The 24067-nt window shown below is 39.7% G+C and carries 22 protein-coding genes; 17 read left to right on the top strand and 5 right to left on the bottom strand.

All coding sequences use genetic code 11. The annotated features are described in order from the left end of the window. Positions 1 to 141 precede the first annotated feature (141 nt). Positions 142 to 1533 carry an MFS transporter gene (locus ACWJJX_RS04370; protein ID WP_070081865.1) on the top strand — a complete coding sequence of 464 codons (1392 nt, stop codon included), beginning with the start codon at positions 142 to 144 and terminating at the stop codon, positions 1531 to 1533. A 41-nt stretch (positions 1534 to 1574) separates the two neighbouring features. Next, on the top strand, positions 1575 to 3176 hold the full coding sequence (gene xynB / locus ACWJJX_RS04375) for a xylan 1,4-beta-xylosidase (RefSeq protein WP_070081866.1): 1602 nt from the start codon (positions 1575 to 1577) through the stop codon (positions 3174 to 3176). A gap of 162 nt (positions 3177 to 3338) precedes the next feature. Here xynB and xylR read toward each other — a convergent pair whose 3' ends face one another. After that, positions 3339 to 4493: a transcriptional repressor XylR gene (xylR, locus tag ACWJJX_RS04380; protein ID WP_070081867.1), complete on the bottom strand. Its 1155-nt coding sequence runs from the start codon at positions 4491 to 4493 to the stop codon at positions 3339 to 3341. Between the two features lie 263 nt (positions 4494 to 4756). Here xylR and xylA point away from each other — a divergent pair, with 263 nt between their 5' ends. The 3 genes from xylA to ppsA all read left to right on the top strand — a co-directional run bounded on the left by xylA (position 4757) and on the right by ppsA (position 10711). Next, complete coding sequence (gene xylA, locus ACWJJX_RS04385; RefSeq protein WP_454022759.1) at positions 4757 to 6094, top strand: xylose isomerase; 1338 nt, start codon at positions 4757 to 4759, stop codon at positions 6092 to 6094. 134 nt (positions 6095 to 6228) lie between these two features. Then, positions 6229 to 7728: a xylulokinase gene (gene xylB / locus ACWJJX_RS04390; protein ID WP_454022760.1), complete on the top strand. Its 1500-nt coding sequence runs from the start codon at positions 6229 to 6231 to the stop codon at positions 7726 to 7728. Positions 7729 to 8113: 385 nt separating this feature from the next. Then, complete coding sequence (gene ppsA / locus ACWJJX_RS04395) at positions 8114 to 10711, top strand: phosphoenolpyruvate synthase (protein ID WP_454022761.1); 2598 nt, start codon at positions 8114 to 8116, stop codon at positions 10709 to 10711. A gap of 514 nt (positions 10712 to 11225) precedes the next feature. On the opposite strand, the gene ACWJJX_RS04400 is transcribed toward ppsA, so the two are convergent. Together ACWJJX_RS04400 and ACWJJX_RS04405 are read right to left on the bottom strand one after the other, a co-directional pair. Then, the gene (locus tag ACWJJX_RS04400) at positions 11226 to 11324 is read right to left on the bottom strand and encodes a YjcZ family sporulation protein (RefSeq protein ID WP_003154037.1); all 99 of its coding nucleotides are present in this window, start codon (positions 11322 to 11324) and stop codon (positions 11226 to 11228) included. Positions 11325 to 11826: 502 nt separating this feature from the next. Beyond that, entirely contained in the window at positions 11827 to 12249 is a 423-nt protein-coding gene (locus ACWJJX_RS04405; protein ID WP_003154036.1) for a hypothetical protein, read from the bottom strand. A gap of 359 nt (positions 12250 to 12608) precedes the next feature. Here ACWJJX_RS04405 and ACWJJX_RS04410 point away from each other — a divergent pair, with 359 nt between their 5' ends. From ACWJJX_RS04410 to ACWJJX_RS04420, 3 genes are all read left to right on the top strand, one after another. Further along, complete coding sequence (locus tag ACWJJX_RS04410) at positions 12609 to 12794, top strand: hypothetical protein (RefSeq protein WP_003154035.1); 186 nt, start codon at positions 12609 to 12611, stop codon at positions 12792 to 12794. A 580-nt stretch (positions 12795 to 13374) separates the two neighbouring features. After that, on the top strand, positions 13375 to 14289 hold the full coding sequence (locus ACWJJX_RS04415; protein WP_014305054.1) for a helix-turn-helix transcriptional regulator: 915 nt from the start codon (positions 13375 to 13377) through the stop codon (positions 14287 to 14289). 63 nt (positions 14290 to 14352) lie between these two features. Next, a complete protein-coding gene (locus tag ACWJJX_RS04420; protein WP_014305055.1) occupies positions 14353 to 14853 on the top strand; it encodes a DinB family protein in 501 nt (166 codons plus the stop codon). Between the two features lie 150 nt (positions 14854 to 15003). Here the strand turns inward: ACWJJX_RS04420 and adhP are convergent, their stop codons facing one another. Further along, positions 15004 to 16020: an alcohol dehydrogenase AdhP gene (gene adhP / locus ACWJJX_RS04425; protein WP_079004854.1), complete on the bottom strand. Its 1017-nt coding sequence runs from the start codon at positions 16018 to 16020 to the stop codon at positions 15004 to 15006. Between the two features lie 285 nt (positions 16021 to 16305). Here adhP and ACWJJX_RS04430 point away from each other — a divergent pair, with 285 nt between their 5' ends. From ACWJJX_RS04430 to ACWJJX_RS04470, 9 genes are all read left to right on the top strand, one after another. Beyond that, entirely contained in the window at positions 16306 to 16449 is a 144-nt protein-coding gene (locus tag ACWJJX_RS04430; RefSeq protein WP_416406348.1) for a hypothetical protein, read from the top strand. 152 nt (positions 16450 to 16601) lie between these two features. Continuing rightward, on the top strand, positions 16602 to 17066 hold the full coding sequence (locus tag ACWJJX_RS04435; protein ID WP_416406349.1) for a hypothetical protein: 465 nt from the start codon (positions 16602 to 16604) through the stop codon (positions 17064 to 17066). Positions 17067 to 17098: 32 nt separating this feature from the next. Further along, positions 17099 to 17737 (top strand): HIRAN domain-containing protein, encoded by a 639-nt coding sequence (locus ACWJJX_RS04440; RefSeq protein ID WP_015388191.1) that lies wholly within the window; start codon positions 17099 to 17101, stop codon positions 17735 to 17737. Positions 17738 to 17789: 52 nt separating this feature from the next. Further along, a complete protein-coding gene (locus ACWJJX_RS04445) occupies positions 17790 to 18203 on the top strand; it encodes a UPF0715 family protein (RefSeq protein WP_326361202.1) in 414 nt (137 codons plus the stop codon). Positions 18204 to 18238: 35 nt separating this feature from the next. Then, positions 18239 to 19000 carry an N-acetyltransferase gene (locus ACWJJX_RS04450; RefSeq protein ID WP_153986661.1) on the top strand — a complete coding sequence of 254 codons (762 nt, stop codon included), beginning with the start codon at positions 18239 to 18241 and terminating at the stop codon, positions 18998 to 19000. Between the two features lie 217 nt (positions 19001 to 19217). Beyond that, on the top strand, positions 19218 to 19703 hold the full coding sequence (locus tag ACWJJX_RS04455) for a GNAT family N-acetyltransferase (RefSeq protein WP_454022762.1): 486 nt from the start codon (positions 19218 to 19220) through the stop codon (positions 19701 to 19703). A gap of 706 nt (positions 19704 to 20409) precedes the next feature. Further along, on the top strand, positions 20410 to 21042 hold the full coding sequence (locus tag ACWJJX_RS04460; protein WP_454022763.1) for a DUF3885 domain-containing protein: 633 nt from the start codon (positions 20410 to 20412) through the stop codon (positions 21040 to 21042). Positions 21043 to 21267: 225 nt separating this feature from the next. Further along, on the top strand, positions 21268 to 22341 hold the full coding sequence (locus ACWJJX_RS04465) for an LLM class flavin-dependent oxidoreductase (protein WP_454022764.1): 1074 nt from the start codon (positions 21268 to 21270) through the stop codon (positions 22339 to 22341). A 213-nt stretch (positions 22342 to 22554) separates the two neighbouring features. Continuing rightward, on the top strand, positions 22555 to 23175 hold the full coding sequence (locus ACWJJX_RS04470) for a lytic polysaccharide monooxygenase auxiliary activity family 9 protein (protein ID WP_454022765.1): 621 nt from the start codon (positions 22555 to 22557) through the stop codon (positions 23173 to 23175). A gap of 163 nt (positions 23176 to 23338) precedes the next feature. Here ACWJJX_RS04470 and ACWJJX_RS04475 read toward each other — a convergent pair whose 3' ends face one another. Then, positions 23339 to 23437 (bottom strand): YjcZ family sporulation protein, encoded by a 99-nt coding sequence (locus ACWJJX_RS04475; protein ID WP_003154022.1) that lies wholly within the window; start codon positions 23435 to 23437, stop codon positions 23339 to 23341. Positions 23438 to 24067 lie beyond the last annotated feature (630 nt).

Below are 24067 nucleotides of genomic sequence, written 5' to 3' on the forward strand. Positions count from 1 at the left end.
GATGAAAATGCTCTGTGAAAGTAAACCGCTATCATTTTTTTGAAAGCGCTTTTATAAAGCCTTCACTGGCCGATAAAATTGAAGAAATGTTATACCATTCATCATGTTCCTTATGTAAAGGATCGAAAAGGGGAGGAAATCATGCTCAGTGAAAATGTAAAGAAGATCAGCATGGTTGAAAAAGTTGGATATGCGTCTGGAGATTTTGCATGTAATTTAATTTATGCAACAGTGTCTACTTATCTTTTGTTCTTCTATACAGATATATTTGGTTTACCGGCAGCAACAGCCGGTACGATGTTTTTAGTGGTTAGAATCATCGACGCTCTCGCTGATCCTTTTATCGGAACGATAGTAGACAGAACAAATAGCAGGTTTGGACGCTTCAGACCGTATCTTTTATTCGGTGCTTTTCCATTTGTCATATTGGCAATACTCTGTTTTACAACCCCGGATTTTTCGGATATGGGGAAATTAATATATGCCTATATCACCTATGTCGGCTTGTCGCTTACATACACAATGATAAACGTGCCATATGGCGCGTTAACATCTGCAATGACCCGAAATAATCAAGAAGTTGTTAGTATAACGTCTGTCCGTATGTTATTTGCGAATCTTGGGGGACTTGTCGTTGCATTTTTTGTTCCCTTACTGGCTGCTTATTTAAGCGATACTTTCGGCAGCGAATCTCTTGGCTGGCAGCTAACCATGGGTATTATGGGAGTTATAGGCGGGTGCCTTTTAATCTTTTGTTTTAAAAGCACAAAAGAGCGTGTCACGCTTCAAAAATCTGAAGAAAAAATTAAATTATCGGATATATTTGAGCAATTTCGTGTTAATCGGCCTCTAGTTGTATTAAGTATTTTCTTTATTATTATTTTTGGAGTGAATTCAATCAGTAATTCGGTTGGCATCTATTACGTAACGTATAATTTAGAAAGAGCGGATTTAGTGAAGTGGTACGGTTTGTTGGGAAGTTTGCCTGCTTTGGTCATTTTACCGTTTATTCCAAAGCTTCATCAATTATTAGGGAAGAAGAAATTACTAAACTATGCATTATTACTGAATATGATCGGCCTCTTAGCTTTACTGTTTGTTCCGCCAAGTAATGTATTCCTGATACTTTCCTTTCGATTGCTGGCCGCTGCAGGAAGTCTCACTGCCGGGGGATATATGTGGGCGCTTATTCCTGAAACAATCGAATATGGAGAGTATAAGACCGGGAAAAGAATGGGCGGTCTCATATACGCTATTATCGGATTTTTCTTTAAATTCGGCATGGCCTTGGGAGGGGTTGTACCGGGTTTGGTTCTAGATCAGTTTGGATATGTGGCAAATCAGGTGCAAACGCCGGAGGCATTGACGGGAATTTTAATTACAGCAACCATTATTCCCGTGTTCTTACTGGTTCTGGCCATGATTGATATTAATTTCTATAACTTAGATGAGAAAAAATATAAAAACATGGTGCGAGAATTAGAGAATAGAGACAAAGTTTATTTAGATCATATCGATGACTTTAAAGCTTAAAAAATGATGAGTCAAAATAAACTGCTGAGGAGGAGTTCAAAATGAAGATTATCAATCCAGTACTTAAAGGATTCAACCCCGATCCGAGTATTTGCAGGGTGGGAGAGGATTATTATATCGCTGTATCTACATTTGAGTGGTTTCCGGGAGTCCAGATACACCACTCAAAAGATTTAGTCAATTGGCACTTAGTTGCACATCCATTACAGAGAGTTTCGCAATTAGACATGAAAGGAAATCCTAATTCAGGCGGGGTCTGGGCACCATGTTTAAGTTACAGTGACGGAAAGTTTTGGCTGATCTATACGGATGTTAAGGTCGTAGATGGCGCCTGGAAAGATTGCCACAATTATTTAGTGACTTGTGACACGATTGATGGTGATTGGGGGGAGCCGATCACATTAAACAGCTCGGGGTTTGATGCTTCTTTGTTCCACGATACGGATGGGAAAAAATATTTATTAAATATGTTATGGGATCAGCGTATTGATCGGCACTCCTTTGGAGGCATTGTCATGCAGGAATATTCTGATAAGGAGCAAAAACTGATCGGTAAACCGAAAGTGATATTTAAAGGAACTGAAAGAAAGCTGACGGAAGCGCCGCATCTTTATCATATCGGGAACTATTATTATTTATTAACCGCAGAAGGAGGAACGCGGTTCGAACATGCTGCTACAATTGCCCGTTCTGCAAATATCGAGGGTCCATATGAAGTTCATCCCGATAACCCAATCTTAACGTCATGGCATGCGCCGGAAAACCCATTGCAAAAATGCGGGCATGCATCTATTGTTTACACACATACAGATGAGTGGTATTTAGCTCATTTAACGGGACGTCCCATTCATCCGGACGATGATTCAATTTTTCAGCAGAGAGGATATTGTCCTTTGGGCAGAGAAACAGCTATTCAAAAGCTCTATTGGAAAGATGGCTGGCCTTATGTAGAAGGCGGAAAAGAAGGGAGCTTGGAGGTGGATGCGCCTTCTATACCTGAAACCATATTTGAAGACACGTATCCGGAAGTTGATGAATTTGAGGATGCAGCATTAAATATTAATTTTCAAACGTTAAGAATCCCTTTTACGGAGAAATTAGGTTCATTAACTCAAGCGCCAAATCATTTACGATTATACGGCCATGAATCCTTAACTTCGACATTTACTCAGGCATTTGTAGCCAGACGCTGGCAAAGTCTCCATTTTGAAGCGGAAACGGCTGTTGCGTTTTATCCGGAAAATTTTCAGCAAGCCGCTGGTTTGGTGAACTATTACAATACAGAGAACTGGACGGCTCTTCAAGTCACGCATGATGAAGAACTTGGCCGTATTATTGAATTAACGATATGTGATAACTTTTCTTTTTCACAACCGTTAAAAAATAAAATTGTGATTCCCCGTGAAGTCAAGTATATCTATTTAAAAGTGAATATTGAAAACGAAAAATATTATTATTTCTATTCATTTAACAAAGAAGATTGGCACAAAATCGACATTGCATTGGAATCGAAAAAATTATCAGATGATTACATCCGCGGCGGGGGATTCTTTACAGGAGCTTTTGTAGGGATGCAATGCCAAGATACGAGCGGTCATCATATTCCGGCCGACTTCAGATATTTCCGTTATAAAGAAAAATGAATGTCCGCATGAAAAAGGAGCTTTCTATTTTGGAACTCCTTTTTCATATTAGAATGTGCCTGTGTGGAAAAACACGTCAGATATGCTCCCATTCAGGATGAAAATAACAAAACAAAAAACCCATCTTTAAAGATGAGCGTAAAACATAGAAGTTTATACATTTCAGTTATGAACCATGTCGAGAAAATGATCAATAACAATAGAGGACATTCCTAAAGCGGGTGCATTTTTTCCTAAGAAAGATGGTAATAGTTCATAGCTATTGTCTAGGTGGGAATAAACCCTGGACGACACTTCGCTTTTAATTGAATGTAAAACCATAGGATGCGATTCAATGATGCTGTTTCTTAAAATGATGGCTTGCGGATTGAATGTATTCAAAATATTGGTCAGGCCTATTCCTAAATAGAAACCAAAATTCTGTAATGCATGTAAAGTTCCAATATCTTTCAGATGGGCGAGGTCTATGATATCTTGAGTGGACACTTTTTTCTCCTTAGTTTGAAGAGATTTTATTAAAGCCTTTTCTGAAGCATACAATTCCCAGCAGCCTCGGTTTCCGCAACTGCATTTCGGACCATTAAAGTCTATTGTCATATGTCCCATTTCTCCAGAGAATCCGCCAACCCCTCTGTATAAATCATTGTTTATAATAACGCCGATTCCTATCCCTGTACCGATACTTGCATAAATCATGTTATCGTGATTTATGGCAGCACCAAATACTTTTTCTCCATATGCGCCGGCATTTGCTTCATTTTCAATAAAAACGGGCACATTGAACTTCTTTTGGATGAAAGATTTTAAGTCAATATCTCTCCAGTTGGAGTTCGGAGCGAAAACAATTTTTTGATTTTTATCAATTAACCCGGGAACGCATATGCCTATACCAATAAGCCCGTACGGAGATTGCGGCATATTTGCAATAAAGTGATGAATCATCTCAATTAAAATATCTTTAGTGATTTCTGGAGAATTGCATTCCAAATGGTGGTGTTGGTCAAGGACGATCGTCCCTTCAAGATCTGTTAAAATGCCATTAATATAATCCACGCCAACATCTATTCCTACGGAGTATCCTGCTTTTTTATTAAAAACAAGCATGACTGGTCTTCTGCCGCCGCTTGATTGTCCCTGACCTATTTCAAATACGAGGTTTTCTTTCATTAATGTGTTTACCTGTGACGAAACAGTTGATTTATTTAATCCGGTCATTTCAGATAATTTTGCTCTTGAAATAGGAGAATTCTTAAGTATTTCGTTTAGTAATAACTTTTGGTTAACTTTTTTGACAAAGGCTTGATCAGCGATATCCACTTCATCCACTCCATTTGTATAATCTTTAAATTAAGTTGAACGTTCTGTGTTATCGTGCGAAACGCAGTACATAGCGAATCCAACCTTTATTATATCTAATGTGTTCGTAAAAAACTAAAAAAAATATTGAAAATACTGATGAGGTTATATAAGATGAAAATAAGTTAGTTTGTTTAGGCAACAAACTAATATATAACATGACATAAAAGCATCTGTATTTGAATGATCATGTTTAGAATTTATTTTTAAGGGGGAAATCACACGTGGCTCAGTCTCATTCTGGTTCAGTCGGCTATTTTGAAAGCGTAAACAAAGTGATTTACGAAGGGAAAGATTCCACTAATCCTTTGGCATTTAAATATTATAATCCTCAAGAAGTAATCGGCGGAAAGACAATGAAAGAGCATTTGCGATTTTCTATTGCCTATTGGCATACATTTACCGCTGACGGCACAGACATGTTTGGCGCAGCTACGATGCAGAGACCGTGGGATCACTATAAAGGCATGGATCTGGCGAGAGCGAGGGTAGATGCAGCGTTTGAGATGTTTGAAAAACTGGATGCGCCATTTTTTGCTTTTCATGACCGGGATATCGCACCGGAAGGAAGTACGTTAAAAGAGACGAATCAAAATCTGGATATAATCGTGGACATGATAAAAGACTACATGAGAACAAGCGGCGTTAAGCTATTATGGAATACTGCAAATATGTTCACGAATCCCCGTTTCGTCCATGGTGCCGCGACTTCTTGTAATGCAGATGTATTTGCGTATGCCGCAGCCCAAGTAAAAAAAGGATTAGAAACAGCAAAAGAGCTTGGCGCTGAGAACTATGTATTTTGGGGCGGACGTGAAGGGTACGAAACTTTGTTAAATACAGATTTAAAATTTGAGCTTGATAATATGGCCAGATTTATGCATATGGCAGTGGATTATGCGAAGGAAATCGGGTATACAGGGCAGTTTTTGATTGAACCAAAACCAAAAGAGCCGACCACCCATCAATATGATACGGACGCAGCAACAACCATTGCCTTTTTAAAGCAATACGGCTTAGACAATCATTTTAAATTAAATCTCGAAGCCAATCATGCCACATTAGCCGGGCATACATTCGAACATGAATTACGCATGGCGAGAGTGCATGGCCTTCTCGGCTCTGTTGACGCGAATCAGGGTGATCCGCTTTTAGGCTGGGACACAGATGAATTTCCGACAGATTTATATTCTGCGACATTAGCAATGTACGAAATCCTGCAAAATGGCGGTCTTGGAAGCGGAGGATTAAACTTTGACGCAAAGGTCAGGAGATCTTCTTTTGAGCCTGATGATTTACTATATGCCCATGTTGCAGGGATGGATACATTTGCAAGAGGATTGAAAGTCGTACACAAGTTAATCGAAGATCGTGTGTTTGAAGATGTGATTCAACACCGTTACCGCAGCTTTACTGAAGGGATTGGTCTTGAAATTGCAGAAGGAAGAGCTGATTTTAAGACACTTGAGCAATATGCGCTGAACAATCAGCCAATTAAAAACGAATCAGGGAGACAGGAACGGCTAAAAGCGATATTAAACCAATACATTTTACAGGTATAACCAAATGAAAAAAGAAGCTCCAGATCCCGCTGTAAAAAGATGCAGGCAGCCAAGTTCCCAATTGCCCGTCATGAAGTTACTGTTATGGCGGGTCATTTCAATGGGGATCTATTTAGAGAGGAAGGAGTGAAAAAATGAAGTATGTCATTGGAATAGACCTTGGAACGAGTGCCGTTAAAACCATTTTAGTCAATCAAAACGGCAAGGTTTGTGCAGAAGCGTCCAAAAGTTATCCGCTCATCCAAGAGAAGGCGGGATATAGTGAGCAAAATCCTGAAGACTGGGTGCAGCAAACGATTCATGCATTGGCTGAGTTGGTTTCTAAATCCAACGTTCAAGCTAAGGATATTGACGGAATAAGCTATTCAGGACAAATGCATGGGTTAGTCCTGCTTGACCAAGATCGGCAGGTGCTGCGTCATGCGATTCTTTGGAATGATACCAGAACGGCGCCTCAATGCAGCAGGATAACCGAGACATTTGGCGATCATCTGCTTGATATCACAAAAAATCGTGTCCTTGAAGGGTTTACATTACCTAAAATGTTATGGGTAAAGGAACATGAGCCTGAATTTTTTAACAAAACCGCTGTTTTTCTGCTTCCGAAAGACTATGTGAGATTCCGCATGACCGGCGCCGTTCACACCGAATACTCCGATGCGGCAGGAACGTTACTTTTACATATGACCCGCAAAGAGTGGAGCGATGAGATTTGCAATCAATTTGGTATTTCAGCAGAAATTTGTCCTCCGCTGGTTGAATCCCATGACTGTGTAGGATCGCTGCTTCCGAGCGTTGCGGCGAAGACAGGGCTGCTCGAAAAAACAAAAGTATACGCTGGGGGAGCAGATAATGCTTGCGGTGCTGTCGGAGCCGGTATTCTTTCTTCGGGAAAAACATTATGCAGTATCGGGACGTCAGGAGTCATACTTTCCTGTGAAGAAGACAAAGAAAGGGACTTTAAAGGGAAAGTGCACTTTTTTAATCATGGAAAGAAGGATTCTTTTTATACGATGGGAGTTACGCTCGCTGCAGGGTACAGTTTGGACTGGTTTAAAAGAACGTTTGCGCCGAACGAATCGTTTGAACAATTATTGCAGGGCGTGGAATCTGTTCCGATAGGAGCAAATGGACTGCTGTACACTCCTTACTTGGTCGGTGAAAGAACTCCGCATGCTGATTCATCTATTCGGGGAAGCTTGATCGGAATGGACGGAGCCCATAAAAGAGAGCACTTTTTGAGGGCGATAATGGAAGGCATCACATTCTCTTTATATGAATCAATTGAGCTATTCCGCGAAGCGGGAAAATCAGTTGATACGGTTGTCTCTATTGGCGGGGGAGCTAAAAATGAAACGTGGCTTCAAATGCAGGCTGATATTTTCAATACGAGGGTGGTTAAGTTAGAAAATGAACAAGGTCCGGCCATGGGGGCTGCGATGTTAGCCGCCTTCGGAAGCGGGTGGTTTGACTCTCTTGAAGAATGTGCAGAGCAGTTCATTCATGAAGCAGCTGAATTTTATCCAAAAGAACAAAATGTTCAAAAATATAAAACATTATTCGAGTTGTATAAGAACATTTACGCTCACACAAAAGATCTCAATACAGCTTTAAAGAGCTTTCGACAAACCTAATTTTCAGGAGGTCAGTTGAGGGATATCAAAGCAACGGCAGCGCTAATGTAACTTCAAATGTGTTAGCTATTGAAGGAAACTGATAAGCATTCTTGTAAGTTGTGACTGCATCAGTCTAAACTCATATGACGATGAATTGAGAAGTATACACACAAATAATCCCCTCACATTGCGTGAAGGGACTCAACTTCAGGAGTTCCTTAGAAAATGAAGAAAGAACCTCGCCAAATTGGCCAGGTTCTTTTTATATTGCACAAAAACAGACACGGTGATATAATCAGAACACGCACGCTTTTTGTGTGAAAGGTCATAGTTATCCATCTTATATTATGATTATATCATGCTGAAAAGCTCTTGTCAAATTTTTTTGAAGGGGAGATATAGAATGAGTTCTTTGGTTCTCGGCATTCACGAAATTGAAAAAACACAGCCTTTGCTCATTGGAGGAAAAGGGTTACATTTAGGGGAATTATCAAAAATTCAAGGAATACAAGTACCGGAAGGATTTTGTGTCACAACCGCAGGATATCAAAAAGCCATTGAACAAAACGAAACGTTACAAGCGCTGTTGGATCAACTGACCATGCTGAAAGCGGAGAATCGCAATCAAATTAGTGAAGTCAGCAAAAAAATCCGGCAAACCATTATGGAAGCAGAAATTCCTTCAGATGTAGTCAAAGCAGTCGCTTGCCATCTCTCCCGGTTCGGCGAAGAACATGCCTATGCCGTACGTTCCAGTGCGACAGCTGAGGATTTACCGCATGCCTCTTTTGCCGGTCAACAAGACACCTATTTAAATATTACCGGCCTCGATGCGATCTTGCAGCATATCAGTAAATGTTGGGCGTCCCTATTTACGGATCGCGCGGTCATTTACCGTATGCAAAATGGATTTGATCACAGCCAAGTTTATTTATCCGTTATCATCCAAAGGATGGTGTTCCCTCAGGCTTCGGGGATTTTATTTACCGCTGATCCGATGACCGGAAACCGAAAGCTGCTATCCATTGATGCCGGTTTTGGACTTGGTGAAGCACTTGTCTCCGGCTTAGTCTCTGCCGATTGTTATAAAGTACAGGACGGGCAAATCGTCGATAAGAGAATAGAAACTAAAAAATTGGCTATCTATGGACGAAAAGAAGGCGGAACGGAAACACAGGAGATCGCTCTTGATCAGCAAAAGATTCAAACACTGACTGATGAACAAATTTTACAGCTGGCACGTATCGGGAGACAGATCGAAGCTCATTTCGGCCAGCCGCAAGATATCGAATGGTGTTTGGACCGCGATACTTTTTATATTGTCCAAAGTCGTCCGATCACAACGTTATACCCCGTTCCTGAAGCGCACGATCAAGAAAATCACGTCTATATCTCTGTCGGTCATCAGCAAATGATGACGGATCCCATAAAACCCCTTGGATTGTCTTTTTTTCTGTTGACGACTGCTGCACCCATGCGTAAAGCCGGCGGAAGGCTATTTGTCGATGTCACACATCAACTGGCATCCCCTAATGTCAGAGAAGTTTTCTTAAAAGGTATGGGGCAGCACGATCCGCTCTTAAAAGACGCACTTATGACCATAATAGAGCGGCATGATTTCATTAAGCCGATACATGATAAAACGGCGCCGATTCCCGGCAAAGGCAATGCAGATATGCCGGATCAAGCTGAAAACGATCCTGCAATTGTTTCTGATTTGATTAAGAGCAGTCAGGCATCGATAGAAGAGTTAAATCAAAACATCCAGACGAAATCAGGATCTGATTTATTTCGTTTTATTTTGGAAGATATCCAGGAATTAAAGAATATTTTATTTAATCCAAAAAGTTCGGTGCTGATTCGAACTGCAATGGATGCTTCATCATGGATTAACGAAAAAATGAACGAGTGGTTAGGTGAAAAAAACGCAGCAGATACGCTTTCTCAATCTGTACCCCATAATATTACTTCAGAAATGGGGCTTGCGCTATTGGACGTCGCCGATGTGATCCGTCCTTATCCAGAAGTAATTGCCTATTTAGAGAATGTAAAAGATGATCACTTTTTGGATGGGCTGGTGAAGTTTGAAGGCGGGCGGGAAACCCATGACGCTATCTATGCTTATCTCAACAAGTACGGAATGCGATGTGCCGGAGAAATTGATATCACAAGAACTCGATGGAGCGAAAAACCAATTGCACTTGTCCCTATGATTCTTAATAATCTCAAAAACTTTGAGCCAAATGCCAGCCAGCGGAAATTTGAGCAGGGGCGGCAGGAGGCGTTGAAGAAAGAACAAGAGTTATTAGACCGATTGAAGCAATTACCGGACGGTGAACAAAAAGCCAGAGAAACTAAACGAATGATCCAAATCATCCGGAACTTCAGCGGATTCAGAGAATATCCAAAATACGGCATGATCAGCCGCTACTTCGTTTATAAGCAGGCTTTACTGAAAGAAGCCGAACAACTCGCAAAAGCGGGGGTTATTCATGAAAAAGAAGACATATACTATCTCACTTTTGAAGAACTTCAGGAAGTCGTACGCACAAATAAATTGGATTACCAAATCATCAGCACACGAAAAGGCGAGTACAAAGTATATGAAAAACTATCTCCGCCGCGTGTTATCACGTCTGACGGTGAAATCGTTACAGGCGAGTACAAACGAGAAAATCTCCCGGCCGGAGCGATTGCCGGGCTGCCCGTTTCCTCGGGAGTCATAGAGGGCCGGGCACGGGTTATTTTAAACATGGAAGATGCCGATTTGGAAGATGGGGATATATTAGTTACCCCCTATACTGATCCCAGCTGGACACCATTGTTTGTGTCCATAAAAGGCCTGGTCACTGAAGTTGGCGGACTGATGACCCATGGAGCGGTTATCGCGCGTGAATACGGCTTACCTGCAGTTGTTGGAGTTGAAAATGCAACCCAATTGATAAAAGATGGGCAGCGAATCCGCGTTCATGGAACAGAAGGCTCTATTGAAATATTATAATAGCGAGTGTGTGCACGTCACCAGCTATTTCCCGCATATTAACTGACAAATACCGAACAAAAAGAAAAGCCGGAACCTTTCAGAAGAGGAATCCGGTTTTTTATGTGAAAATGATTTAATGTGAGAACACCGCATTTTGTGGGCGGACCCTTACAAAAAAGATTCAGTGACTAAATCTAACGATGACAATTTTATAAAGGTGAGTAATATCCTTTTTAAGTTCACAGCCTCTGTAATCCTGATGAATTAAAAATGCCTTAGTTTTTTAACAACTATTTAGGGGTTTTGTTCATGAACAAGTCTTTATTCTGAATTGAATTGTTCGCCTTATTCTTCATAGCGGCAATATTGGCGCAGGCAGGGGAGAAAACTCTCCCGCTTACCAGAGTGAAAATAAAAAATGTTTATCTTAGATAGATTTTTTTAAAAAGTAAAAACGCCATAAAACTTCTTATGGCGTCTGTCCGAACTAAGGGATGCAATGTTTGGGAGACGAATATAAATCGTCAATGTGCTAGAAAAGGAATGCAGCACCTACAATGATTAACAAAATGAACAGCACAACGATCAATACGAAAGAACTTCCACCGTAATTTCCACCGTAGTTCCCCATATTATTGCCACCTCCTGTTGTTAGGATAGTACATAATATGCCGGACGATAAATTTCGACATAGATTTAAGTCTAAATAAGAAAAAATGGATATTAAGCCTAAAATGAAGAGCTTCTAAGAATATGAAATAATGGAAAGAGAGAAATGGATGGGACGGGTTGCTGTTTAAAGAGGAGGGATATGGCTCAACATGCAATAAAACTGTGTATGAAAGTGGTGAGCCATGAAGTTACTTCATCATGCAGAGCCACATACGAAGAGGTACAGGGAAATTATAGTTAACGAAAATATTCATCATTTCCCGGGCAAGCGCAGTATACGACAAATCAAAACAAATCACAAAGGGACAGAAGGTACGATACAAGGAGGCTGCTTGCGGGTTTGTGGTGCAGATAAAGTTTCCGTTTCAAAAAGGTCATATGTTTATTCGACACTTTACTTTTATTTCTGCAGAATGCTTGGAAAAGAAAGTCGGCAAAACTGCCGACTTTCCTAACGGAATTTAGATCTCAACAGATCTAAAGAAACCATCGACACTATCACCGGTGCCGCTATCATATTTCAGGATGTATTCTCCTTTTTGGTTAACGCTGAATTCTTGAATGAACGTTTTCCCCGCATTTAGTGTCGTAGAGGATAAGAGTGTATTCCCATTAGGATAATTAATGGTGAATTTGAAAGATTTGCTGCCGTCATTCGCTACAAAAACTCTGATTTTTCCTGGAGAGCTGCCTTGATAGTTGAATGAAATCTTACCGGTACCGCCAGAAAAAGGCTGACACGCAATATACGGAGCGTCACATGACCAACCGGCAGGTTTCATGACTTTATCTTGATTCGGCAAAGATTTTGCAGAAACATCTGCAGCCCCCATTAGCGGAATTAACCCAAAAGCAAGAGCGCCGGCAATAATTTTCTTTTTCATTCGTATTCCTCCTCTTAATAGTGAATGTGATACAGCTATAAATTTACAATATTTATAAAACAATTCCTTCTTTTTCAAGCTGAAAGAAGAAGAAAAAATTTAAAGAGGACAAATAAATGTAACAAATTAACAATTCATACACTGCAGTAAACTGGTCAATGCATGAAGATGATTTTACGCTAATGTTTTACAAGGCGATCTTCTCACTGTGAGTTAAAGAACAAGACGATTGTTAACCCTGTGCGGGTACGTAACAACTGGAAGAAAGTAAATTCCCGGGCAAGGAGTATTTCTTTAACCCGAAACTTTTATAAAGCATTAACGTATTACTTTATAAAGGTAAATAAGGAGGCTTCTGAATGGGATTAAAAAATTTCTTTAATACTGAGTTAAAATGCTCTATCTGCGGAAAAACATTAAAATCAGGGGATGAGATAACAGCTTATCTTACACTTCCGAGTGAGAAGAAGATGCCTGTGGGGAGAATGGACAAAGTGTTAAGCAAACACTCTGATAAGGTCTGCTGTAAAAAGTGCAGTGAGTAGGTTTTTAGTGTTATGAGGAACCTCTGGCGGGTTTCCTCATAACAAATATCAACCAATTAAATTAGAAAAAAGCGAAATTGTGATGATTAAAGTAGATAAAGAACTGAGGGATACCAAAGGGATCATTTTTCGTTTACTTTGCTTTTTTGAAGGTTTGTTTAGCTCGTGGATCACTGCACCCCATAAAAGCGTGGATGCTAAAATGATAAGACTCATATGTAACAACACTCCCTTGTTTTTAAGAATTTTACCATATTTATCATAAGGATGTCGATAGAACGAACATCTCTATAAAAAGAAGATTTTTATCTAAAATTGTTGAGAGATTCAGTGAACTATTATGTAGATTAAATTGAGCCTCAAATTACTCAGTGAAGAGAACAGGCGTTTTATTGAATATCAGATGAAGCGATAGAAGGGTTTATCAGGGTCACAAAGTATATGGTAATTCGCGTATTATGCGGTTGGGTGGAAAAATTAAGCTTTCTGCGTGGTATCTTGAAGTGACAGGAGGTGAACGGCATAAATGTGTCAGAGTAAAAAGAGCACTTCCAACCCTAATAAGGAAAGGAATTGAGAATTGAAATTAGAACGTTTGTTATCAATCATTTTCAAGCTCTTACATAATGAAATTTTATCTGCTTCCAGTTTAGCTGATGAATTTCAAGTATCAACGCGGACAATTTATAGAGACATCGAAGCGATTTGTGCAGCTGGAATACCAGTCGTTTCATACCAAGGGGCTAACGGCGGTTTTGGGATAATGAGAGGATACAAATTTGATAAAAGTTTAATCGGTTCTCATGATGTATTGAATTTAATTACAGTATTAAGCAGTTTGTCGAGTGTTTTTGAAGATAAAGAAGTTGAACACACGATAGATAGATTAAAATCTCTGGATACAAGCGAAAACAGCGGGACTTTGTATGTTAACTTGGAAAGCCTTAGAACAGAACCGAATTCATTAATCCGGCTGCGAAAAGCTATACAGGAAAAAAAGGCAGTACGCTTTGATTATGTCAGTAATAAAAATGAATTTACATCACGTGAAGTAGAACCTATCCACCTTCATTATAAGTTTCGTAATTGGTATGTATATGGCTTCTGCAGAGAACGTCAAGATGATAGAGAATTTAGAGTATCACGTATGATGAATATAACGCTTACTCAAGAAGAGTTTTTGCGCAGTCACAAAGTGAAAGATGAACCATCTTATTCAGAATCCGACCTAGGAGGGTTTGCGGATGTAGTCATTTGGGTTAATCCTAATTCCATAGCTAAAGTATTAGATCAATTTCAGAACGCTTCAAAAGTCATGAACAGAGATGGAAGTATGACGTTTACAATCTCTGTGTATCGGCCTCAGCATGCCGGATGGCTTAAATCAATTCTTTTGAGCTTTGGCAGTGGCGCTAAAATTATAAAACCGCTGGAACTGCAATCAATTTTAATGGATGAAGCCGAAAAAATAATGAAAATTTATAAAGATGTATGACAATCTGCTGTCATATATCTTTTTTTATAATCACAAGTATCAACTTTAAAGGAGAGATGTTAAATGAACCATGCGAAAAATATGTATCAGTATCATGTGTGGGCGAATAAAGCGTTATTAGAAAGAATAAAGGAATTACCAAGTAATGTCCTTTATGAAGAGGTTCACAGTTCATATCCTACAATTGCTCAAACGTTCAGTCACATCTGCGCGGTGGATGTTATGTGGCTGCAAGTGCTTAAAGGAATAGACATGCAGGAAGCATTGGAAGGTTCTGTGGCTTATGCGGAAAGAGCTCATTTATATTCTGCAGATGAATTTGCGGCGTCTTATGAAGAACTGGCTTCACAGTTTGAAGAATGGATGAATAGCCAAACAGATTTAGAACAAAAAATGAACTTAAATAATCCTTGGTTAGGTTACAGAGAAACTGCTTACTCAGAAATTTTATTCCATGTTGCCAATCACGGAACTTATCATCGGGGCAGCATAACAACTATGTTAAGACAGCAGGGCTACGCTTCGGCAATGAATGACCTTGCATTATATTGGTATCAGGGTTAGTTCAGAGAGTACTTGCAAAATGAATAACCGCTGAATGGTCTGTAGAGCTTCTTTTCTGAACTAAATGACAAAGTCTCATTCAGTCTGGGTGGGGCGCAGAGCAAGAATAGAGATTAAAGGCTGCCGTATCATTCCCGGCAGCCTTAATGATTAGGAAGTAAAATCGATAACCATGCGGCCGGTCACTTTACCTTGCTCCATTTCTTCAAAAATATCATTCACATCTTCGATCGGGCGTTTTGTCACTTTAGGTACAACTTTACCGTCCGCAGCAAATTGAAAAGCTTCCTTCAGGTCTTCTCTGGTACCCACTAATGAACCTACTACCTGAATTCCATCTAACACGAGACGGGGAATATCTAAATCCATTTTGTCCACCGGTAAACCGACGGCGACTACGCGAGCTCCTGCTTTTACAACATCAATCGCTTGATTGAAAGGGGTTTTAGAGACAGCCGTGATGACCACTGCATCAAGCCCTAAATCGTTAGTCACTTCTTTTGCTTTAGCGACGGGGTCTTCGTTTAAACTGTTTACAACCGCATCAGCGCCTAAGCTCTTAGCAAAATTCAATTTTTCATCGCTAATGTCGAAAGCAATCACTTTAGCGTTAAAGACGTTTTTTGCATATTGAACAGCCAGGTTGCCTAAACCGCCGACTCCAAATACACCGATCCATTGACCTGGTTTAATTTCACTGACTTTAACCGCTTTATAAGTTGTTACACCTGCACAAGTAATGCTGCTTGCTGCTGCAGGATCCAAATTTTCCGGCACCTTTATTGCATAATCGACCGCTACGATTGCTTCTTCAGCCATTGCGCCGTCAACTGTATAGCCGGCATTTTTTACATCACGGCACAAGGTTTCACGGCCTGTTAAGCAATATTCGCAGCGGCCGCAGCTTTCAAACATCCAGGCAATAGAGACGCGGTCGCCCTTTTTCAGGCTTGTTACGCCTTCACCAATCTCAGTCACAATGCCTATTCCCTCATGACCTAAAGTGACGCCGGTAACATCCCCGAAATCAGCATTTTTAACATGCAAGTCAGTATGACATACACCGCAGTATTCCATCTTAACTTTGGCTTCACCATGTCGCAAAGGACGTAATTCTTTTTGTACGATCGCTATACTTTTGTCTTTTGTTGCTACTACAGCTTTCAAATCATACACCCCTTTCAAATATTAGCAGAAAATTTTTACTTATCTTACAATTTAGCATACTGCTCTTATTTTGAAAACCCTTACATTTTTGCAGGCAAGTGTCTCTACAAAAATTGAGGGAGCTATGAAGGGAGGATTCTATGGATGATTTGTCATCTCCAAATGCACAGAATGCTTTGCTTTTGTGGTCATAATCTTTCTATAGATATTTGACTTGCACTGCAGAGAATTACACTGGCAGGATATGAGTTTACCTTTAGTGAAAAGAATTTCACGGGTAATCATTTGAACTTGAGCTCGGCTGATAAGGTGAATGGTGATGCAAACAGAAATCATTACTTATTGATCACAAAAGAAGCAGGCTGCGGAGACGTGTGGATTAAAGGCTTTTACGGATCCGAACACGATGAGCCGGATGCAGATTGGTGAGCGATACACAGTCAAGGTATTTCCTTGACCTTTTTTATGGGTATACTGATAATTAAAAGTAATCATAGTATACTAAAGTTACAATAAAAGTAACGAAATACAAATTTTAAGGAGTTGCATAAAATCATTCTTTTAAAGAGAAGGGGATCAGGTTGGATCAGTTAATAAATCCTACGAAACATTCTTTTTATTTTAGGCTAAGTAAACATGACTGTTATAAAGTTAGAACAGGAAAGTGCTCCTTAGATTTAACTGATAAGGAATTTAATCCTTTAGAAGGCGAAGAGCATGAATATGCATTAAAATGCAGAAGATTGGCTGCGCACTACATAAAACCGGACATGCATAAAAAACATTCAGGAATATATGCAAGCGTAAATGCTTGCGGTCATATTTCGTTTAGTGATGGTCAGCACAGGATGTGTATCTGCAAAAGGTCAGGTGTCGATAAATTACTTATTCATTTATCAAACAACGGAGATTATATATGTCATATATGCCAGGACAAAAACAAAAAATTAACAGTTAAAGAAAAATTGAAGCAAAGGTTTTTTAAAAAGGATTCGAATAAACTTGCAAGAGAAAATGATTTTATTGATGATGAGTTTTTTGATTAAACCAATCTTTTATTTCAAATGGAGGGGTACATTTGGGTATACTCAACTTTTTCAAGAACAAAGTTAAAAATGAACAAAATGAGAATAAAAATAATAATATGAACACTGTTGGCGTTAATAACGAAACAGAGATGGTATCGAAAAAAGAAAATTTCCCAATCTTGATTCAAGAGACAGGCTTCTCAAGGAAATATGAAGAAAAGTCTGCATTTTTCGAGTATATAGACTTTAAGGTTGCAGGAACATCACACTATCAAAAAGATATTAAGAAAGCCATCAAGACTGAGGATGAAGACAGCTTTTTCTTCGATGAAAAATATGATGGTATGACAAATAAAGAGATTCTAGAATCAACTTTTGATGAGCCGATATTTATTTATCATAATTCCCTTTTCTCAAATTGTGAATTGCGGTTAGAAGAGAACAACAAGTACGATCCGGAAGCTATAGCTGTCTATGTAAATGATTGCAAAGTAGGACATGTTCCTCGAAAGAATTTTCAAGAAGGCAAGAAATACATTTACGATCAGTTAAAGAGTGGTATAAGGCACCCGATATCAGCAAGTTTGTATGGAGGGAAATATAAAGTTAACCGCGATGATACAAAGATTGAAACAGGAGAAACAGATTATAAAATTGAATGTCAAATAGTGATTAAAACAGACAAATAGACAATAAAACTACGATAATTGTAAGTGCGAAGTAAATGAACGGGGCGGTGACTTGAAGCTGAATTCAACAAGATTAAAGAGCTATACCTACACATTGGCTTTTTCAAGTTTGTCGTATGGTTTGATTTTCGGGCTATATATGTTTGTATACTCGGGTTTTATGCCAATTGCATTGGTTACTGTAGTTATCATTGCTTTTTACGCATTCATTACTTACTTTTTGTTTGCTGTTCCTGTGCAACTATGGCTAAGAAAGAAGCCTAAAAAGTTTAGTTTGGTTCATCTTTTCATTTATACCGCAGTCGCTTTTTTAGCTGTGTTCTTGTTCTGGCACATAGGTAATCCGTCAATTGATTTCACGGTTTTCAGAAGTTTCATTTATTACATAATGAGCATTGCTGCTGCGTTCATATATTGGTACTGGGACTCTATATTTCTGAGAAATTACAATGTTCACCGGAAGTAAAGCTGATGTTCCCAAAAGAAAGCGGGTGAGGAAAAATGGAATACATTGAGTTGACTAGGGACAATATTGATGACAATCATATTTGCTGTGCGTTAGGTACGAAACAATATGAGGATGCGGTAAATGAAAAGAAGAGCTGGCTCAAAGATCGGATGAGTGATGGCTTGGTGTTCTACCGCCTAAACGAACGGGCCAAAATTTTTATTGAATATTTACCTGCAGAAGAAGCGTGGGTCCCGGTAAGCGCACCTAATTTTATGTTTATTAATTGCCTTTGGGTCTCAGGTAAATATAAGAATAACGGACATGCGAAACACTTGTTAGAAAAATGTGTGTCAGATGCAAAATCCCGCGGTATGGATGGGATAGTTCATATAGTGGGGAAGAAAAAACTCCCTTATTTAAGTGATAAGCATTTCTTCGAGCATATGGGATTTGCTGTGCAAGATGAAGCAGAACCCTATTTTCAGTTGGTGTCACTGACGTGGAAGGAACATGCACATCCTCCTGTATTTAAAAAACAGGTGAAAAGTAATTCCGTTAATGATGAGGGAATCATAATATTTTATACAGCTCAATGCCCATTTGCAGTCGGAGTGTTAAAGGATTTAAAGGAACTGACTGAAAAGAAAGGGCTTCATTTTCAGGCCCTGAGAATAACGTCAAAAGATATGGCGCAAAAATCCCCGGCAGTTTGGACGACTTTCAGCGTGTTTTATAATGGGACATTTCTCACTCATGAGATGATGAGCGTAAATAAGTTTGAAAAAATACTGAATAAGCTTTTAATGGCTTAACTTTGTTTTATTACTATTGCTCGTTTCTATATTCGATACTGAGGGTTTTTCAGGAAAATTGTTCAGTACTTTACATTGCGGGCGGCAAATGAATGATTATTGTTTTTGACAAAGATGATAACACCCATCATTATAGTAAAAATAGATTGTGATAAGTTCTTCAACAAACGAAGAAGTTCTTTTCAAAGGTCGATAACAATGAAACAGGAGACTGCAAATGCAAAAAATTGAAACCCATCGCTTAATTTTAAGAAATTTTACCGAGAAAGATGCGCAAGGTCTGTTGGAATATTCGGCACATCCGAGAGTGAATTGCTTTCTTGATGACAGAATATCTACGTTAGAAGAAGCTGCCGTAAACGTTCAAAAAAGAAGCCGAGATGACTCTTATATTGCAGTTTGTTTAAAAGACAGTAATGATCTAGTCGGAGAACTATTTTATTTAAAAGAAGAGCCAGATACCTATTCCGTTTGTTGGAATTTTAATGCCCGTTTTGAAGGGATGGGATACGCAAGTGAAAGTGCGAAGGCTTTCTTTGAGTATCTCTTTATGCAAAAAGAAGCAAGAAGGCTTTATGCATATGTTGAAGATGATAACTGCAGGTCACAAAAACTATGTGAGAGATTAGGAATGCGTAAAGAAGGTTATTTTCTTGAGTTTATTTCATTTACTGCCCACGAGGATGGAACACCTAAATATTAAAACACTTACCAATACGCATTGCTAAAGAAAGAATGGTTAAAACAAAAACATAGTTAATAGAATTTGTGGGGAAATAACCTCTCCTTTACTGAAAAAACCCTGCTGAAAGCAGGTTTTTTTGTATTTAGGTTACCTAGTAACGATCAAAAAGATTCAGCTTGAAGGTTGGGAAAAACATGAAAATCATTATAGCAATGTTGTAAAATTATAGAGAGGATGATTGTGATGGACATTTTGCAGTTTAGCGACAGAAGGTGCAGGAAGTAATTCGAATCAGCAATGTTCAATTCATTTTGATGAATTTAAAGAAGCGCTTGAGAATGGAAAAGTGGTTGATAATCAAAATGTGAAAAGCAGGTCAGAGGCAACCTATTTTACGGTGAGACCGGAAATATTCTCTTCATCTTCTGATGCTGTTCAAAGCTGACACCTCTTGATGCTTATGTATAAGAAAATAATACCATTGAAATATATGTAACATCAATGAATAAGGTTGGAAACGGAGGGGTTCAAAGTTGGTGCGATCTTGTGTAAAAGAAAGGATCAGGATGAATGTGACCAGCATCCACCCTGACCAATGGGGTTCACAGTGTTCTATTTCATTGTATTCCAATCGGAATAATATTACAAGGGTGAAAAAGAAATAAGCGGAATGTTTTCGGCTTCTTCTGTCTCTGGAGCGGGAAACGGAAAGTGAGATGTTTGAATGAAAATAAATGATTATCTGAAGGAAAGGTTTCCGACTTTAAAATTAGTGCCCGGCATTTATCATCAATGGGACGTGGGAATTCATTTTTCTCTCGGCGGCAATATGTATCAATTTAATGAAAGCGGTGCTTTGAATCTTGAGTATTTTCAGCTTGTTCATCATCAAACCGCCGCACTTTTCAATGAGCTGTTTGAACATAGTGATGACATGTTCCTTGTTGCCAACATATATAAGCATAAAACTCAAGGTAATCACGCGAGAAAATTAAAGGTTTATCAGCCGTTTCTGAAGTGTAAGGATGATTTATATCGGATTCAGGTGAAGACCTGCCCCTGTCCGTTTGAAGAAGATGATGCAGAAGAATATGAAATGCAGCAGTTTTCTTTATTATGTAAACGGAAAGATCTGCGTATTCCCCAATTACTTAAGGCAGCCGTCCACGAAGATTTTCCGCTGAAGCCAAGGTTCGGGGGCTGTTCCGTTAGGTATCCCGATGTTTTCTTTGTGAATATGACAAAAGATATTATTTTCTTTCTGTATGATGACAGAGGGTGTGAAGTCATCGCTCTTGATGCCGGAAGAATACGAAAGCTTTATGATCAATATCACGATTGGATTGAATTGGACTGAAAACGAACACATGAATTCGAATCCGCTTGTGCCGGCTTTGTTCTTGCCTAGTACGGCTGCATGAGTATAATGGGCAGAATTGAAGGGCGCCGGAAACTTTTTTTCCTCTTATACCGGCCTTCTGCATGTTAAGCTTCTGTATTTATTTTGAATGAATTCCTATTTATAAAACGGCTGAATAGAATAACATAAAAGCTTTTTTACACAGTGCAGGAGGAGAGAAATGTGAGGGCTGAACACCGTGATTGTATGGAAATTGGAATTTATTCATTTGCAGAATTATATCCCGATCCTCTGACAGGGAAAACAGTCAGCGCAAAGCAGCGGATAGATGAATTGATAAAGCTGGCGAAACTGGCTGACGACGCAGGGCTTGATGTATTCGGTGTAGGCGAGCATCATCGTCTTGATTATGCGGTATCTTCGCCGCCGGCCATCTTATCAGCGATTTCACAGATCACTGAAAATATTAAGCTGACCAGTGCCACGACTGTATTATCCACCGCAGATCCCGTCCGTTTATTTGAGGATTTTGCAACGCTTGATTTGATTTCAGACGGCCGGGCGGAAATCATTGCGGGACGGGGCGCATTTTTAGACTCGTTTCCTCTTTTCGGTTATGATGTAGGCCATTATAAAGAACTGTTTGAAGAACACATTAACCTTTTTTTAAAACTAAATTCCGGGGAAGAATCGGTTACCTGGAAAGGACGTTACCGACCGCCGCTGCGCGAGGCAGAAATTTCTCCTCGGCCTTTTCGCGGAAGCATTCCGCTATGGTTAGGTGTTTCGGGGACTCCGGAAAGCGCAGAACGAGCCGGGCGTGCAGGTGCGGGTTTGGCATTAGCTGTACTGAGCGGTGATCCGATGTCATCTAAGCCGCTTGTTGACAAATACCGAGAAGCGGCTTTTAAAGCCGGTCATCCTCCGGAAAATGTGAAGGTTGCCGTAACCGGACATATGTTCATTTCAAAAACGAATGAACAGGCAATACAAGAATTTTACCCGTATCATTCAAATTACTGGTCTCACGTTCATTCATATCACGGGATCGATGAGCCTTTAACGAAGGAAGATTTTGAGCGGGCGTCCGGAAAAGAAACAGCTTTATTTGTGGGAAGTTCACAGCAGATCATTGAAAAAATCATGCATCAATATGAGTTGTTCGGGCATCAGCGATTTCTCGCGCAAATCGATATAGGAGGTATGCCGTTTAAAAAAGCCGCGGAAAACATCGAACGATTAGCAGCGGAAGTAGCACCGGTTATCCGAAAAGAAACCGGCAAATCCAGCGAATGAAGTTCTGAGCAAAAGGGGCGGGCCGGTTTTTGGCAATCGCGGATTCGACAACAGAATCGGCCCGGCTTTTTCTTTATGATTATAAAAAACAAAGGGGAAAGCGCGAACCTCATTGCTTTTTTCTATCAAGAAAAGGAAGGTCATTTCATCCTCTATCGTGAAGTGTATATACCGAAAGGTTTTTATTAACAAAAGAGGGAGGATGATGCAGTAATGAAGGGTTTAGTCAAAGCTGCAGTTTTAACTGTTACTCTTGGGATTGGAGGCGCTTTCTATTCAAGTGATGCATCTGCGCACGGGTATATAAAAGAGCCCGTCAGCAGAGCGTACATGGGAGCTTTAGAGAAACAAACATTGGGCTGGACGGCCGCTGGGCAGAAATATGGCTCCGTCATTGATAATCCTCAGTCTGTAGAAGGGCCGAAAGGATTTCCGGCTGCAGGTCCGCCGGATGGAAGAATTGCGTCTGCAAATGGGGGATCGGGACAAATTGACTTCGGTTTAGACAAGCAGACTGCAGATTATTGGGTAAAACAAAACATCCGCGGCGGTTTTAACACCTTTACTTGGTACTACACGGCTCCTCATGCGACATCAAAGTGGCACTATTATATCACCAAGAAAAACTGGAATCCGAATAAACCTTTGTCAAGAGATGAATTTGAATTAATCGGAACGGTAAACCACGACGGTTCCAAGGCAGATACGAATCTGACTCATAAGATTTTTGTGCCGACTGATCGAAGCGGGTATCATGTCATTTTGGGGGTATGGGACGTTGCGGATACTTCCAATGCCTTCTATAACGTCATCGATGTAAATCTTACACAATAATCTATGAATTACTGATCGGCTGCATGTTGATTCATCGGCCGATCTTTTTAGTTTTAATGTGTGAAGGAAAGGGGAAAAACAGCAGAGCGCCATAAACATTTCATTTATGGCGCCGTACGATCATGGAGGTGCTGCTGACATGGATGCGGAGGTAAGAGGATTCTTAATAACCGCCGAGGAAAGAAGCCCCAACGATGATTAATAAAATGAATAGCACCACGATTAACGCAAAGGAGCTACCATAACCACCTGAGAATCCCATATAATCTCACCTCCTAAAGAGGATTAATACATACTATGCCGAAATGAAAAGTTTGATAGGGATGCTAGTTTACTTTTTGAAAAAAGGTTTTTTAGTCTATATTTCCTCCACATGGCCATCCGTTAAAATGAGTAAAAGCAGGAATCGTACTGCTTCCTGTAATAGAAACGGATAGGCTCATATATTGAGCAGTTGCGAAGAGGATGCGCAGTTGGCTTGTTTTTTTAAAAATGAAAATGTAACACACGCTATTAGGATTGGACCCTTTTGATTCAACGGAACAGGCTGAAGAAATGATTGGTTGGTTTCAAGAGCAGTAGCATGAAAAGAGGGAATGTGATGAGGAATAGAGAAAAAAGATGCGAAGGGCATAATCGGAACCATGTATCAAAACGGACTGCCTGATAATATACGCGTATACTCCATTCAGAATGGGAACGTTAACGATCTAAATAGAAGAACTTCAAGTGTTCTGCGGTAAATAAAAAAAGCCGATGAAGGCTTAAAATTGATTAGACGCTGTAAAGCATTCTTTTTGCTGTGCTTTCTGCAGACGGAGTTTGATTGTAAGAAACGATTCCGATCATCACTAACAAGATGATGAACACCAATATGCTCCACAACATTATT

The organism is Bacillus sp. YH3-2-B2, assembly GCF_053663335.1.